12 protein-coding genes and 1 tRNA gene are annotated in these 14,155 nt (G+C 66.2%); 6 read left to right on the forward strand and 7 right to left on the reverse strand.

Going from position 1 to position 14,155, the window contains the following annotated elements; genetic code table 11:
- Window positions 1-4: 4 nt before the first annotated feature.
- Window positions 5-745, reverse strand: a complete 741-nt coding sequence (locus C472_RS11750; protein WP_006630061.1) for a 5-formyltetrahydrofolate cyclo-ligase — start codon at window positions 743-745, stop codon at window positions 5-7.
- Between the two features lie 148 nt (window positions 746-893).
- Between C472_RS11750 and engB the strand changes: the two genes are divergently transcribed.
- Entirely contained in the window at window positions 894-1,514 is a 621-nt protein-coding gene (gene engB, locus C472_RS11755; protein ID WP_006630062.1) for a GTP-binding protein EngB, read from the forward strand.
- A 414-nt stretch (window positions 1,515-1,928) separates the two neighbouring features.
- On the opposite strand, the gene C472_RS11760 is transcribed toward engB, so the two are convergent.
- Both C472_RS11760 and C472_RS11765 read right to left on the reverse strand, forming a co-directional pair.
- Complete coding sequence (locus C472_RS11760; RefSeq protein WP_006630063.1) at window positions 1,929-2,975, reverse strand: hypothetical protein; 1,047 nt, start codon at window positions 2,973-2,975, stop codon at window positions 1,929-1,931.
- Between the two features lie 60 nt (window positions 2,976-3,035).
- Window positions 3,036-3,743, reverse strand: coding sequence for a DUF1405 domain-containing protein (locus C472_RS11765; RefSeq protein WP_006630064.1), 708 nt, complete (start codon window positions 3,741-3,743; stop codon window positions 3,036-3,038).
- A gap of 149 nt (window positions 3,744-3,892) precedes the next feature.
- Here C472_RS11765 and C472_RS11770 point away from each other — a divergent pair, with 149 nt between their 5' ends.
- Both C472_RS11770 and C472_RS11775 read left to right on the forward strand, forming a co-directional pair.
- The gene (locus C472_RS11770) at window positions 3,893-4,510 is read left to right on the forward strand and encodes an FxsA family protein (RefSeq protein ID WP_006630065.1); all 618 of its coding nucleotides are present in this window, start codon (window positions 3,893-3,895) and stop codon (window positions 4,508-4,510) included.
- A gap of 104 nt (window positions 4,511-4,614) precedes the next feature.
- Window positions 4,615-4,688, forward strand: a tRNA-Ile gene (locus C472_RS11775).
- 1,906 nt (window positions 4,689-6,594) lie between these two features.
- Here C472_RS11775 and C472_RS17045 read toward each other — a convergent pair.
- Both C472_RS17045 and C472_RS17050 read right to left on the reverse strand, forming a co-directional pair.
- Complete coding sequence (locus tag C472_RS17045; protein WP_152420635.1) at window positions 6,595-7,017, reverse strand: hypothetical protein; 423 nt, start codon at window positions 7,015-7,017, stop codon at window positions 6,595-6,597.
- A gap of 53 nt (window positions 7,018-7,070) precedes the next feature.
- Entirely contained in the window at window positions 7,071-7,253 is a 183-nt protein-coding gene (locus C472_RS17050; protein WP_152420636.1) for a hypothetical protein, read from the reverse strand.
- 87 nt (window positions 7,254-7,340) lie between these two features.
- Between C472_RS17050 and C472_RS11780 the strand changes: the two genes are divergently transcribed.
- Together C472_RS11780 and C472_RS11785 are read left to right on the forward strand one after the other, a co-directional pair.
- Window positions 7,341-7,703, forward strand: a complete 363-nt coding sequence (locus C472_RS11780) for a hypothetical protein (protein WP_006630066.1) — start codon at window positions 7,341-7,343, stop codon at window positions 7,701-7,703.
- Between the two features lie 206 nt (window positions 7,704-7,909).
- Entirely contained in the window at window positions 7,910-11,722 is a 3,813-nt protein-coding gene (locus tag C472_RS11785; RefSeq protein ID WP_006630067.1) for an Eco57I restriction-modification methylase domain-containing protein, read from the forward strand.
- A 4-nt stretch (window positions 11,723-11,726) separates the two neighbouring features.
- Here the strand turns inward: C472_RS11785 and C472_RS11790 are convergent, their stop codons facing one another.
- Both C472_RS11790 and C472_RS11795 read right to left on the reverse strand, forming a co-directional pair.
- Window positions 11,727-12,929, reverse strand: a complete 1,203-nt coding sequence (locus C472_RS11790; RefSeq protein WP_006630068.1) for a redox-regulated ATPase YchF — start codon at window positions 12,927-12,929, stop codon at window positions 11,727-11,729.
- A 115-nt stretch (window positions 12,930-13,044) separates the two neighbouring features.
- The gene (locus C472_RS11795) at window positions 13,045-13,302 is read right to left on the reverse strand and encodes a DUF5789 family protein (RefSeq protein ID WP_006630069.1); all 258 of its coding nucleotides are present in this window, start codon (window positions 13,300-13,302) and stop codon (window positions 13,045-13,047) included.
- 255 nt (window positions 13,303-13,557) lie between these two features.
- On the opposite strand from C472_RS11795, the gene C472_RS11800 reads away from it, so the two are divergent.
- Window positions 13,558-14,136, forward strand: coding sequence for a universal stress protein (locus C472_RS11800; RefSeq protein ID WP_049906587.1), 579 nt, complete (start codon window positions 13,558-13,560; stop codon window positions 14,134-14,136).
- Window positions 14,137-14,155 lie beyond the last annotated feature (19 nt).

Consider the following 14,155-nt stretch of genomic DNA (forward strand, 5'->3'; position numbering starts at 1 on the left):
CAGATCAGGGCGCTCGCTCCCGAAGCACCGGGATCGCGTCCAGCCGCTCCCCGCCGAGCGCGTCCCAGTCGACGCCCGACGGGCGGGCGTACGGCGTGTCGGTGCGGACCGTCCGCTCGGGCGTCACGACGAGGTCGAGGGGAACGTCGTGGGCGTCGGGAGCCGGAAGCTCGGCGGCCGCGCCTGCGGCGGACTCGGGGCCGTCGAGGACGGAGAGTTCGTGGACGGTCGTCGCGACCGTCGTGTCGGAACTGACCGCGTCGAGCTCGCTGAGGAGCGCCCACTCCAAGTCGCTGTACCCCTCGCCTTTCCCGATCCGGGCCCCGTCGGTCGTGACGCCGACGGAGCCGGCGACGATCAGGTCGACGTGCGCGACGTCCTCGGGCGCGGTCGGCGTCCCGTACTCGGAGATCCCCGCGACGGTCGTCGCGTCGTCGATTTCCTCCGGCGGGATCTCCTCGGGGTCGAGCCGGAGGAACGGGTTCGGGTCGCGGAGCCGCGGCTGCGCCACGTAGACGGTCTTCCCGGCGCGGAGCGCGGCCCGGCGGACCGGGAGCTGCGGCGCGTCGGGGTTGGCCTTCAGCGTCGCCGCCGACTCCCACGCCGCGGTCGTCGCGAGCCGCTCCGCCGCGGCGTCGGCCCCGGCGAAGTTGGGGATGCGGTCGTGCGGCGGGAAGGGGAACCGGCCTTGGTCGCCCTCGTCGAAGGCGTCCCACACCGCCTCGCGGACGGCCTGTTTGTCCATGCGTCGACCTCGCCGCTCGCGGGCATCAACGTTCCGCCGGCAACGCGTCCGGGTGAGGTCGACGCGGGCGCGGTGCTCGGTTCGCCCGGGCGGGGTCGGCACGGGCGCGGACGGGCCACTTAACCCGTTCAGGCGCGCACGGTCGGACATGTTCGAAGACCGGCCGGGCCGCAACGCCGAGGTCGTCCTCGTGGGACGATCGAACGTCGGCAAGTCCACGCTGATGCGCGAACTGACCGGACACGACTTCTCGACCGGCGGCAAGCCGGGCGTCACCCGACAGCCGAACCACTTCGACTGGGCCAGCGAGGGGTTCATGTTCACCGACCTGCCCGGGTTCGGCTTCATGTCCGGCGTCGAGGACGAACACCGCGAGCAGATCAAGACGGACATCGTCCGCTACTTAGAGGACAACGCCGACTCGATCCTCGCGGGCGTCGTCGTCCTGGACGGGAAGGCCGCGGTGGACATCATCGACCGCCACCGCGAGCGCGGGAACATCCCCCACGACGTGGAGATGTTCGGCTTCTTGGAGGACGTGGGCGTCGACCCCATCGTCGCGGTCAACAAGACCGACAAGATCGACGACCTCGACGAGCGGTTGGACGCGATCTGCGACCGGCTCGGGCTGTACCCGCCGTGGCAGCAGTGGTCCGACCGAGTGGCCCCGATCTGCGCGAAGCGCGGCGACATCGAGGCGTTAGAGGAGTGCCTGCGGACGCGCTTCCACGACCACAACCGCGACGACCTGCTGAAGTTCGTCTCATAGGGGTCGAGTCGGACCGGAACGAGACCGTCTGATCCTCAGCCACTCGATCGGACGCGGCTACGGTCAACGACACGACCACCGAAGCCCCGGCCGGGAGGCTATACGCAGTCACTCTTGTCCCGACAGAGACCACCGAAGCCCCGGCCGGGAGGCGGGCGCACGCTCGCTGCGCTCCTCGCTCAGTCGCTAACGCTCCTTCGCTGTGGTGCTTACGTCGCCTGCGCCCGCCTCCCGGCTGCCCCTTCGAGTCCCGCCCCGCACAGCAACCGCACCTCACGCCCCCCCAGCCTCGTCGCTCACTCCGTTCGCGACTCCCTCGCGCGTGCTCCTCGCGGCCTGTCGGCCGCTCGCAGGCACGCGCCACCGCAGATCGATTTGTGAGCGATCACGGACGGAGTGGTCCAGTCGGCGGTCTCAGAACTCGAACCCCACCGCGTCGCGGCTCGGGCGGAGCGGACTCTTGGGGTACGGAGGCTCGGCGTCCGGGTCGTTGTACGCCCGCGGAGCCACGTCGTTCGGGCCGTCCGGGTAACAGAGCGCGGCAATCGTCTGGATCGCGGTGCGCCCGCTCGCGAGTTCGAACTGCCCGCCGCCGTACAGTTCGATCCCCTCGCGCTCGCAGTAGGCGATCGTCTCGAACAGCGATTCGAGCGTGCCGAACCGCGACGGTTTGACGTTACACCACCCCGGCTCGACGGGGAGCGACTCGAGGCTCTCGACGCCGTCGATCGGGTAGTCGAACGAGAGTCGATCGGCCTGCGGCTCGACGAGCGCGCCCGTCGCCGGCGTGAACGCGGGGTCCTCCACGACCGCGGCCGGAAACGCCGCGAACACGTCGCGGTACAGCTCCGGGTCCGGCTCGACGTCCACGTCGGTCCCCTCGTACCAGCCCTTCAAATCGAGGATTCGCACCGCGTCGGTCTCGCGCAGCGTCTCGAACGCCGCCTCGGGCCACTCCGGCGTCGGGTCGAGTTTGAACTCCAACTCCGGGTTGCGCGCGAGCAGTCCCTCGACGCGGTCGGTCGACGGCGGGTCGCCGAGCCGCGTCGAGACGACGAACCGGACCGGCTCCGGCTCGACCCCGAGGAACCCGCCCAGTGATTCTTCGCGCTGCCTGAGCGCCAGATCGAGCGCCGCGCTCTCGACCGCCCAGCGGCGGTAGTTCCGCGAGGTCTCGTTCTCCGGCGGGTTCCCGTGGAACAGGTCGACCTCGTCGAGCCGGTCAGACAGCGCGTCGATCGTCCACTCCCCCTCGACGTCGATCGGGTCGGTCCCGGCGAGCGCGTCGTGGTCGGCGGTCTCGTAGGTGACGTCCTCGCCGCGCCCGACGACGCCGTCGCCCGAGAGCCGATACTCCGTAGTCGTGCGCTCGAACCCGCTCGTCGTGTCCGCGGTCTGCCGGCGGCGGGCGACCGACTCGATAGTCACCGGCAGGTCCGCAATCTGCTCGTAGAGGCTCATGTGTGATCCGACGACGGCCGGTCACTTAAATCGGTGAGCGGAGCGGGGCGGCGGATCCGGTCACGGTCCGGCGTCGCTCGCGCGACTCCGAAGCGTCGCGATCCGAGTGCCGAGGGCCCAGAACAGCGGGACCACGGTGAGCACGACCGCGCCGGCGGCCGCGACCTGTAACACCGTGGTGGTGAACCACGGCTCGGCGTCCGCGTACGGCAGCGCGGTGTGGGTCACCTCGCCGACCACGGGGACGAAGTAGTCCATCAGCAGGTCGACGGTGTACCACGCGGTCGCGACCGCGACGGCGCGGAGCGGGAAGTCCGTGATGCGGTGGAGGACGAACGCCTGAACGACCATCGCGAGGTGACTCACGAGGAGGAACGCGTACAGCGCCGGGCCCGAGTTCGCGAGGAACTGCGGGTAGAAGACGACGAGGACGTACGGCGTCCACAGCCCCAGCTTGACGTTGCCGAAGAAGGCGAGCGCGGCGAGCGTGTCGCTCGACCGGCCGAGCGCCCACGCGCCGAGCGCGAGCGCGATGAGCAGCGTCGCACCGGGGCTGTCGGGGATGAAGATCCACATCTCGGTCGGCAGGGCCTGAAACTGGAACCGGTAGTACCAGAAGCCGAAGGCGGTGCCGACGAGGTTGATGGCGACGATGACCCACGCGAACCGGAAGGCGACGTCCTCCAGCCGCTTCGGGAGGGGCGCGACCCACCGCGGGAGCGAGTCGCGGTCGGGCGGGTCGCGGCCGAGCGCGCCGACGATGTCCATACCGCCGGCTCGGACCGGGCGGGCAAAGCCGTGGCGGTCGCGGCGGACGCGACCGGGGACGCGGGGCCGAGGCGAGCGCGAACCCGAGATCGCCCCGACCCCCGCCCGCGACGAAAAGGGCTATGGGGGCCCGGCGGGAAGGCGGGGGTATGCGCCCGCGAACGCTGCTCGCGCTGCTCCTCGTCGTCCCCCTCGTGGACGCGCTGTTCCTGATCGTGGTCGCGACGCGGCTCGGGTGGCCCGCGACGGTCGCGCTCGTCGTGTTGACGGCCGTCCTCGGGATGCTCCTCCTCCGCGCCGAGGGCCGCGCCACCCTCGCGCGGATCCAGCGGAAGCTGGCCCGGGGCGCGCCCCCGACCGACGAACTGCTCGACGGCGGGCTGTTGATCGCGGCGGGCGCGTTCCTGCTCACGCCGGGGCTCGTCACCGATGCGGTCGGCTTCCTGCTCGCGCTCCCGCTCTCCCGGGTCCCGATCCGATTGGCCTTAAAGAAGTACGTCGTCGTCCCGTACATCGAGAAGGAGACGGACGGGTTCCTCTCCGGGAACGTCTACATCGGCGGCTTCCCGAACGACGGCGAGGGCGGCTTCTCGATGGGCGGCGGCTTCCCCGGCGGCGGTCCCGACGGCGGCCCGGACGGGTTCGCCGGCGGCGACGGCGACGGCGGCGCTGCGGGGGGCGCTGACTCCGGCGGCGCGGCCGCGGACGACGACGTCGTCGACGTGGATTTCACCGTCGAAGAGGAGGAGCGGAAGGGAACCGACTGACGGCACGGGCCTCGCTTCGACCCCGTGAAACCGCCACACGGCGGGCGGCTCCCGAAAGGAAACCCTTAAAATCCTACCCGCGCAACGACTGAATGCGCTCACCTGGGCCAATAGCTCAGTCAGGTTGAGCGCTCGGCTGATAACCGGGAGGTCCACGGTTCAAATCCGTGTTGGCCCACCTACAACGCGCACGGTCTTTGGCCGTGCGGGATTGGTGGGCTGGGACTCCCCAGCCACCCAATTTCGGTATTCTACTATCTGATAGTTAAGTCTGTAATCACAATTCAAGTACCGCGGGATCTCGAAGGTACGGAGCCCGACGTACCCGCCGAGCTGAACGATTGGATCGTCGCGGTGGTCGCCGACCACCTAGCGGAGCTCTTCCAGCTTGTCGTCGCGGAGCCACATTTTGTGCTGGTTCGACTTCCCTGTGGACTCTAACCGCATGAAATTACTAAAAACTGATATATAAGACGGCAGAACCCACGGGCCGACCGGCGTGATCGGGCCGGTATTCCGGGTGCGGTTATCGAGTTGTTTCAGAAGTCGTCACTTGGTATTAAACACTAACTCTACGATATATATTGGCTAGTGAATCAACCCAGCTCATCAGAATGAATTGATTTCGAACTAGTATCTCCCTAAATACCTAATTCGATTACTCCCTCACAGTTCGGACAGTGTGTTTGGTCCGTGGCACTACCTGCGATATATCCGTAGCCCCCGCCAATTGCTGCTAGTCCAGCGCCGAGGTAGTACGTCGCAGCAGTCCCCGTACCACCGGAAGCAACACCAATGCCGGTACCGACCGTAGCTCCAACAGCTCCTAACACGGCACTAGCCGTGGTTGCGGCCATCACGCGTCCGTGCTTCGTTCTGTAAGCATGAACCATCTTGTTACAGTGGGTACACTCAACCTTCGCGATACGGTCGTCAACGTCGTTAGTGCTTTCATTCATTGTTGTCGTGGCCGCAGTAGGGACACGTCAGCCCCTGAAAAATCGGGTTATACGTCTTTGTACAACGATCGCAAGTGCTGGTGTGCGGGGAGTACCACGATTCGAAGTCGGCTCGCTTGACTGTCGTGATACTACCTCCGCGGGCGTACAGCAGCGTTTTGGTCGGGGGGTGGTACCGTGTTCGTGCTCCCTCCTCACTTTCGACTGTCACGGGGAACGACTGCTCCCACGCAGTTTGAACAGATAGCTTCGATCCGTCACTACGAACCGCGAAGCGAGATCGGGAGTGTACCGTGGATGCTGGAGCACTCATGCTGACACACCCTCTGGAGTCCGCGGAGATCCGACCAGATGAGGCGAAACCCCCCGGATCTCTGGTGACATTGTTTGCTGTTGTGATACATCGACTGCTGCCCAATTCGTCGTTGGATGATTGTTACTACTCATGGTTATGTACTGGATGGAACGCGAAGTCAGAACTGCTAATTTTGGGAGCAATAAGACTAACAGCTACAGTATTGGCCGAAACGAGAAGCGGAACCGAGCCGCAAAATAAAGCCTCCCATTACTGGGGGAAGGAGCCCTGGTTTGATTCTAATATGGCCATCAAGCAACCACACTTGATGGCCTCCGACTAGCGTTCCATATCCTTGTCATGCAACAGATAACTAATAAATCTAGCGGTGAACGACCTGTTTGGTCGGCAGGCGAAGTATACTTCTCATATTCGCATATAGTGAAATGATTTAATAACCGGACATGGATATCGGTCCCCATGTTTGACAATTGGCATCAAGTAGATAGAAATCTCTTCCTACTCATAAAATACCAATACTACTCATTACTTCCTTGGCTAATCTACGTTGTTATTGGAGTAGTTCTAGAAATAGTACGAATATGGTACTTTCCAGCTAGTCCCAGTAGCTCCGGATTTTTAGTATATTACGTGTTTTTTGTTCCCCATCAAATTCTGCTCATATCTCTTGTTTCTGTAATTCTGATCAAGATCATATCCACAGTAAAAACAACATTAGTCCACGTCTGGAGGAGTTGTACTCCCCCATTTGATTCAGGAGTGGAGATATTTGGTAAGTCAGAGCCAACTAAGAATCTCATCCAAACAGCTCAATACAGGGGAATACTGTTTTTATCTGGGGGATTTCTAGTAGGAGAGATCATTCCCCTCTTTGGGGAGATTCCACTACGATATGGAAGTATTTCGTTCACAGATCTTCCAAGTTTACCATATTCTGAAACGCTCACTGAGATAGCTTCTGGATTTCCCATCGTAGGGGATCTACTCACGTTATCATTACAGTCATTAATCTCGGTACAGTCACCAGTGTTGTATATACCAATATCAATCTCCGCATTTCTAATGCTCATTGGAGTTTGGAACCTATCATACGCTTCTAGACACTTTTTACAAGTAGAATCGAAATCGGGAGAAAAGTGGCAGCGATTGTTATTCGAATTATTGGCAATAATTACTGGGCCGCTTACTATTGTGTATATATACCACGTATTTTGAGGGAGTAGTAGCTTCATGTGTAAGAGATCGTAAAATTGCGGTTCAAACCTTGCTAGCTGCCAACGCGTATTCATTGTGACATCGACATTATCAAGTGGTCTTCTACCTCCTTGACATCAGACCTTGGGACGTACCCGTCGATACTTCCTTCTTCTACTACCTCTTCTAGATTGAGCTCCGATGTGTGATCTCCCTCAAGCCGAGTTGGGAGTGTCACTCTAAATCCAGGAGAGTAAACGACTTCCCCACTCATGCTCTGATATCGACCACCACCTCGTTTCGAGAACCCTGAATGTCTCCGACCAAAGGGATTTACACCCAGTTCGCCGTCACCCGGGGTATGGATCCCTTCGATAACGGGGGTAGCTGTGCGAACGGGCACTACTTCGCGTCGCCGAAGCAGGCCGGCGACGGGACCTACTACTGCCCGAAGTGCAACGTCAAGAACGTCTCGCCGGGCACGGACGGCGTCGAGGACGGCGGGCGCTGCCGGACGGGCCACTACTTCGTCGAGCCGACGCAGTTGGGCCACGGCGCGTTCGGCTGCCCGGCCTGCGAGTCGACCGACATCGAGCCGAGCGACGAAGACTTCGACGACGGCGGCGTCTGCGAGAACGGCCACGAGTTCCGCGTCGCCGACCGAAACGACGCGGGCGTGTACCGCTGTCGGGACTGCGGCACGCTCGATCTCGAACCGAACTGACCGCCGCGGGCGTGCGCCTGCCTTCCGGCCGAAAACTCGGCGGTCTCGACCGCGGCGTCGGTTTCGTCGTCGCGGGCGACTGAGGCTCCCGAGGCCACCGATTCGGTCGCCGAAATCGACGCGGACAGTAGCACTAAGGCGAGTCCGACGGAAGGGCCGTACCGAATGGATCTCTCGGAGTGCCCGTCGCGCCCCCGTGCGGCGGTATGACCGACTCGGCGACCGGCGCGATCCGTGCGGTCTTCGAGGCGTTCGTCGCCGACCTCCACGACGCGGTCGGCCAGCAGGCGCTCGAAGCGATCCTCACCGGCGAACGACCTCTCAGCGACTTCGATCTCGACTGTGAGCCGGAGACGTTCACCGAGGAGACGCTCGTCCGGCCGCTGCTTGACGCGGCCGACCTCCGGCTCGGCGCTCCGGTGGAAGAGCGGGCCGGACCGAGCGCGACGGCCCCGGACTTCCGGATCGCGAACGTCGACAGGGCGGTCGTCGGCGAAGCGAGAGCGATCGGCGAGACAGCGGCGGCGAGCGACGGCGTCGAGGCGTCCGTCGGCCCGTTCAGGGACGAGGACTACGGTATCGCCACGGACGGAGTCGTCTGGCGGCTACACAGGGCCGAGGCGCGGGGGGACGCCACCCGGTATCCGGTCGTCGCCGCGATCGACACTCGACAGGCGCTGCTGGCCGCGGCCGTCGACTCGGGGTGCCTCGACGAGACGGTCCTTCCCTCCGACGTGGACGCGACCGGGGCAGAGGCCGACCGCGACGCCGTGCGCGACGCGCTGGAAGACGTGAGGGTGGCGGCGTCCGGGTCCGGGGACGCAGCGGCCGCGCTCGACGCCCTTCCGCGCCCTCGCCGCGAGCCGGACTGGACGGCGACTGGATTCGAGGCGCAGTTCGGTCGTGCGAACCTCGACCGGCGTCTGCGGCGGTTCCCCCGAGAGCGGCGGGAACGGCGGCGACGGGAGGTCGAGGGGTTCTACGACCGGTACGTCGAGTTGCTGTTCGGCGAGGGGACGACACACTCGTTCGAGACGAACCTCCTCGCGTCGATCTCGCCGCCGGACGAGTCGACTCCGGAGTCCGAGCGGCGGCGGTTCGCGCTCGCGCTCGCGAACCGGCTGCTGTTCGTCAGGGTCCTCGAAGGGCGGGAGGTCGACGGGATCGAACGCGGATTCCTGTCCGGACGAATCGAGCGGTACGAGGCGTCTGACCCGCCGCGGAGCCTCTACGAGTCGGAGATCCGACCGCTGTTCGCCGACCTGCTGAGCACGCCGAAGTCGGAGCGACCGCCGGACCTCCGAGACGCGGACTCGCGGCGCGATCGGGTGCCGTGCCTCAACGACGGGCTGTTCCGCTCCGCCGTCCCCAACGAGGCGGCGTACAACGTGGAAGACGGGATCTTGAAGCGGATCGTCGAAGAGCTGGGCGAGGAGGACGCGGAGCGAGGGGACTCGCTGACGAGGGACGGAACCCTCGACCCGTCGGTCATCGGGGCCGTCTTCGAGAAGGTGATCAACCACCTCGGCGCGAAGCCCGACGTCGGACTCCAGAAGGAGGAGCTGGGGGCGATATACACGCCGTCGGACGTCACGGAGCGGGTAACGGAGAAAACGGTCGAGCCGGCGATCGAAGCGGCCGTCACCGGGGCCCTCCTCGATCGGTTCGACGACGCGGACGAGCGCGAGGCCGTTCGAAATCGCTTGGACCGGCTGGGGCTGGGAGCGATACTCGACCGCTTCTCGGCGCGGAAGCGACTCGTCCTCCGGCGGGACGAGGGGGACGAGTCCGCGGAGGTCGCGGTCCCGTTCGACGAACCGGACGCGATCGAGGCGGCCCTGGAGGGCGTGACGGAGCTCCGGGTTGTCGACCCCGCGTGCGGCTCCGGGCACTTCCTCACGACGGCGATGGACCGGCTCCACCGCGCGCAGGTCGAGCTGCTCACCGGTCTCGACGACGGCGACGAACCCTCCGCCGAGGCCCGGTACGAGGCGAAACGCGAACTCGCGTTGACCGGGGTCTACGGCGTCGACGTTCACGGGGCCGCGACCGAGGTCGCGCGGCTCCGCCTGTGGCTCAAAGTGATCGAGGACAACGGGTGGAAGTCGTCGTACGCGCGGCTCCCGAACGTCGACGCGAACGTCGCGCGCGGGAACGCGCTGGTCGGCTTCCCCGTCACCGGCAGCGCGGACCGAACCGAAGTCCGGGGAGACGAAGTCACCCAGGTCCGGGGAGACGAGATCGCCGAGATCGAGGAACGGCGGCTGGCGTACAAGTTCGACGCGGACACCGAGGACGACGCCCGGGAGGAGCGACGCGGCTCCCTGACCGGAAACGTCCGAGCGGAATTAGACGAGCGGTACGTTTCGCGGCTGTCCGAGACGGTCGTCGACGAGGGCGTCGAGAGCCGCGAGGATCTCCGTCGCCTCGTCGACTCGGTACCGGGTTCCGAGGAAGTCCATCCGAACGTCCGGCACGTCAAGGCGAGACCGGCCGGCGGCGGCGAGTTCTCGCCGGCACAGCGGTCGGCCCTCGAGGCCGCCGGTTTCGACGTGTTCCGCACCGGAACCACGGCGAACTTGGACGTCGGCGAGCGCGAACGGGCGCTGGAGACGCGGTCCGACGAACCGCGGGATCGACTCGTCCGTGACCTCGGAGACGTGCTGAACGAGGACGTCGTCTTCGCGGAGATCGAGCGACGACCGCTCCCCTGTGACCTAGCGGACGTCCCGGGGCGACCGTTCCACTGGATCGCCGAGTTTCCGGAGGCGGTCACGGAGACCGACGCCGGGTACGCGCTCGACTTCGACGTCGTCCTCGGGAACCCTCCGTACGGGGACCTGCTGACCGACGGCGAGAAGCGCCTCCTGACGCCGATGGATACCGGAGAGGGGTACGGAGAGCTACGCAGCGGCGAGATCGCGGGCAACTTCGTCGAGCGCGAACTCGACCTGTTGTCCGCGGACGGCTTCTTCGGAAACGTCGTGACCGTCGGCCTGTTGTCGAGCAGCGAGCGCGGAGCCGAGCACGACCTCATCACCGACGGATTCGAGTCCGCCGAGGTGTCGTCGTTCGCCCGACGCCCGTCGCAGGTGTTCGACCGGTCGGGGAGCCGCGTCGAGATCAACCCGACGATACTCACCGGTCGGCCGGTCGGGTCGGGCGGGTCGGGTGGGTCGGGCGACGGGAGCGCGGAGGGCTCCGAGACGTCGTCCGGAGCGATCCGGTCGAGCGACCTCCTCAGGTTCACCGACGAGTCGCGCGAGGCGACGATCACGTCGCATGACCTGAGCCCGGCCGCCGATCTGGTCCTCCGCGATCGGATCGGAGGCGACCCGGGAGGCGATTTCGACGCGTTCCCGAAGGTGGGCGACGGGACGAAACGCGGCATCCTCGAACGCCTCTCGGAGATTCCGCGGACGCTCGGCGACTGGGAGGTCGACGACTCGCCGTACCGCGTCCGCCACCGTCGCTCGTTCAACTACTGGCTGGTGGCGACCAGGGGCGGCGACGACCTGAACAACATGAAGGAGTACCGCTTCCCGACCGAGACCGCGCGCGACTTCGCGTATCTGGCGGCGAACAGCTCGCTGCTGTACGGCTACCACATGACCTACGGGAACATGCAGGACTTCGGGAAGAGCCGGTTCCGGCGGTTCCCGGTCCCGGCGCGGTCGGAGCTAGCTCCCTGGCGACCGCTGATTCGGCACTACGCGAACCTCCTCGAAGCGGGACTGCACCGACACGTCGAGTCGAGCGGCGACATCGATTACCGAGGGGCGAAGGGGGTGAAGGAAGTCGTCGACGAGGTCGAGTTCCTCCTCGGCTCGATATACCGCTTAGATTCACGGCAGATACGATACCTCCAGACGTACGATCGCGAGTTCGCCCGGCGCGGGCCGGACGGGTACGAGCCGGTCCCCGACGCGGTCGCGGAGAACGAGGGAGGCGACCCGACGCCGGCGGTCGAGTTCGGCCCGGCGACGGAGGGGGACGGCGGCGGGACCGCGCCGTTCTAGCCGGTCAGGGCGCGGCCTGGTTCGTCGAGACCAGTTCGATCACGTCGCGGTGGCTGAGTTCGCGGTCGGTCCCGACCTGCCGGCCGCTCCGGCAGTCGGTGCCGTGGAGGAGCCCCTCGCCGATGTCCGAGTGGATGTGGTACGCGAAGTCCTCGGTGGTCGACCCCTCGGGGAGGATGAAGCAGTCGCGGAACACGCCCTTCTCGTCACTGCTCCCGTTCGCAGAGCCCGGGAAGACGGCGATACAGCCCAGCACGTCGAAGACGGCGGACTCGAGCGCGCCCTGGACCCCGGTTCCCTCGTACTCGGCGACGAACTCGTTGATCTGATCGAGGCCCGACTCCTGTTCGCCGGAGACGTCGCCGACGACCTCGAAGTCGCTCGCGCCCGGCGTGTAGTCGACGACGCCCGCCTCGTCGGCGTTCTTCAGCGCCTTCTCGGCGTGGGCGGAGGCGGGGACGAAGGAGAGGTGGTCGTAGTCGGGGTCCGACGTAATCGTCTCCCAGTTGGCCTGCGCCTCGGGCGTGTCCATCTTGTTGGCGGCGATCACCATCGGCTTCGTGCGCTTCCGGATCTCGCGGGCCAGCTCGATCCGGTCCGTCTCGTCCCACGTCTCCGGGTCGAGTTCGAGGTCCTGCGCGAGGATGGTGCGTTTCATCCGGTCTTTGTCGGTGCCGAACGCTGACATCTGGTCGGCGAGTTCCGCCTCGATGGCGGCGTCGGCCCCGTGGTACCGCGTCTCGAACTTCTCTAACCCCTTCTCTAACACGTCGAGGTACCACGCGTCGAGCTCCTCCTCCAAGAAGTCGATGTCCTCGCGGGGGTCGTGGCCCTCGGTCGCCTCGCCCTCGATGTCGGTCTTCCCGGAGAAGTCGACGACGTGGATCAACACGTCGGTCTCGTTGAGGTCGGTGAGGAACTGGTTGCCCAGCCCCCGCCCCTCGTGCGCGCCGGGGACGAGCCCCGCCACGTCGACGAGCTTCACGGGCACGAAGCGGGTCCCCTCGCGGCAGACCCCGACGCTCGGCGTACAGGTCTCGTCGAACTCGGGGGCGGCGCAGTCGACGCGGACGTACGCCTCACCGACGGTCGGGTCGATCGTGGTGAACGGGTACGCCCCCTCGGGCACGTCGTTCATGGTCGCGGCGTTGAAGAACGTCGACTTCCCCACGGAGGGCTTGCCGACGAGTCCGATCCGGTAGCTCATTACCACCGGTGGGCGACGCGGCGTAAAAAGCGATGCGAGACGGGCCGTGGCGTGGGTGTCGGTGACGAACGGCGGCGGGTCGGCGAGCCGGGCCCGCCGACCGAGCGTCGCCCCCTCAGGCGTCGCCGTCGGACTGGCCCGGCTCGCCGACCGCCTCGATCGGGAGAACGTTCTGGAGGGCCGCGACCGCGTCGGCGGCGCTCTCGAACGTCTCCTGGTCGACGTCGGCGAGCAGGTCGCCCAGGTCACCCTCGCCGTCGGCGAAAAGCACCGTCGTGCCCGCGAACGACTCCGCGAGCGCCTCGCGGTCGGCGGGGTACGCGCGGTCTTCGAGCGCCGATTCGACGCGGGACAGGTGGATCTCGTCGGTCATACGGTCCCGTCGGCCGGGAGGGGGATAAACGCGTCCCCGGGGTGGTGCGCTCCGCCGTCGGACGCGCACCGCCGTTGGACGCGCTCCGCCGTCGGACGCGCACCGCCGTTGGACGCGCTCCGCCGTCGGACGCGCACCGCCGTCGGACGCGCACCGCCGTCGGACGCGCACCGAGCCGTCCGACGGGGTCGACCGCGAGAAACCGGCAAGAACCGCAAAGGGTTATCAGTCGTCGGTGTCATGGTACACGTGAACATGCCCCTATACGACCGGATTCTGGTTCCGACCGACGGCTCCTCGGAGGGGGAGCTGGCGGTGTGCCACGCGCTCGACCTCGCCGCGGTCCACGGGGCGACGGTCCGGGCCATCTACGTGGTCGACACCGCGCGGTACGCCGGGATGCCGATGGAGACGACGTGGGAGGGCGTCGGCGACCTGCTGTACGACGACGGCGAGGCGGCGCTCTCAACGGTCTGTGAGTTGGCCGCCGACCGCGACGTCGACGTCGAGACCGCCGTCGTCGAGGGCTCGCCGAGCCGCGAGATCATCACCCAAGCGGAGGAGACGGGCTGCGATCTCGTCGTGATGGGAACGCACGGCCGCGGCGGCATCGACCGGCTCCTCCTCGGCAGCGTCGCCGAGAAGGTCGTCCGCGGCTCGTCGGTCCCGGTGTTGACGGTCCGGATCGGGGACGACGACGCCGCGAGCGCGGCCGAGTCGGCGACGGCGTCCGAGGGAGGGGAAACGGGGACCGGCTCCGAGGCGGAACCGGAGACCGGGCCCGGGGCGGAGACGGGGAACCGCTCGGCGCTCGACGCGACCGAGACGGGCTGACCGCGCGCGACGCTCGGGG

Origin of the sequence: Halorubrum tebenquichense DSM 14210 (assembly GCF_000337415.1) — an archaeon.
Lineage (GTDB): Archaea > Halobacteriota > Halobacteria > Halobacteriales > Haloferacaceae > Halorubrum > Halorubrum tebenquichense.

Excerpts from the sequence above, each read along its gene's own strand:
- C472_RS17050 (WP_152420636.1), bottom strand. The coding sequence starts at position 7,253 with ATGAGTGGGGAAGTCGTTTACTCTCCTGGATTTAGAGTGACACTCCCA.
- engB (WP_006630062.1), top strand. The coding sequence starts at position 894 with ATGTTCGAAGACCGGCCGGGCCGCAACGCCGAGGTCGTCCTCGTGGGA.
- C472_RS11795 (WP_006630069.1), bottom strand. The coding sequence starts at position 13,302 with ATGACCGACGAGATCCACCTGTCCCGCGTCGAATCGGCGCTCGAAGAC.
- C472_RS11765 (WP_006630064.1), bottom strand. The coding sequence starts at position 3,743 with ATGGACATCGTCGGCGCGCTCGGCCGCGACCCGCCCGACCGCGACTCG.
- C472_RS11790 (WP_006630068.1), bottom strand. The coding sequence starts at position 12,929 with ATGAGCTACCGGATCGGACTCGTCGGCAAGCCCTCCGTGGGGAAGTCG.
- C472_RS17045 (WP_152420635.1), bottom strand. The coding sequence starts at position 7,017 with ATGAAGCTACTACTCCCTCAAAATACGTGGTATATATACACAATAGTA.
- C472_RS11800 (WP_049906587.1), top strand. The coding sequence starts at position 13,558 with ATGCCCCTATACGACCGGATTCTGGTTCCGACCGACGGCTCCTCGGAG.
- C472_RS11780 (WP_006630066.1), top strand. The coding sequence starts at position 7,341 with ATGGATCCCTTCGATAACGGGGGTAGCTGTGCGAACGGGCACTACTTC.
- C472_RS11760 (WP_006630063.1), bottom strand. The coding sequence starts at position 2,975 with ATGAGCCTCTACGAGCAGATTGCGGACCTGCCGGTGACTATCGAGTCG.
- C472_RS11785 (WP_006630067.1), top strand. The coding sequence starts at position 7,910 with ATGACCGACTCGGCGACCGGCGCGATCCGTGCGGTCTTCGAGGCGTTC.
- C472_RS11750 (WP_006630061.1), bottom strand. The coding sequence starts at position 745 with ATGGACAAACAGGCCGTCCGCGAGGCGGTGTGGGACGCCTTCGACGAG.
- C472_RS11770 (WP_006630065.1), top strand. The coding sequence starts at position 3,893 with ATGCGCCCGCGAACGCTGCTCGCGCTGCTCCTCGTCGTCCCCCTCGTG.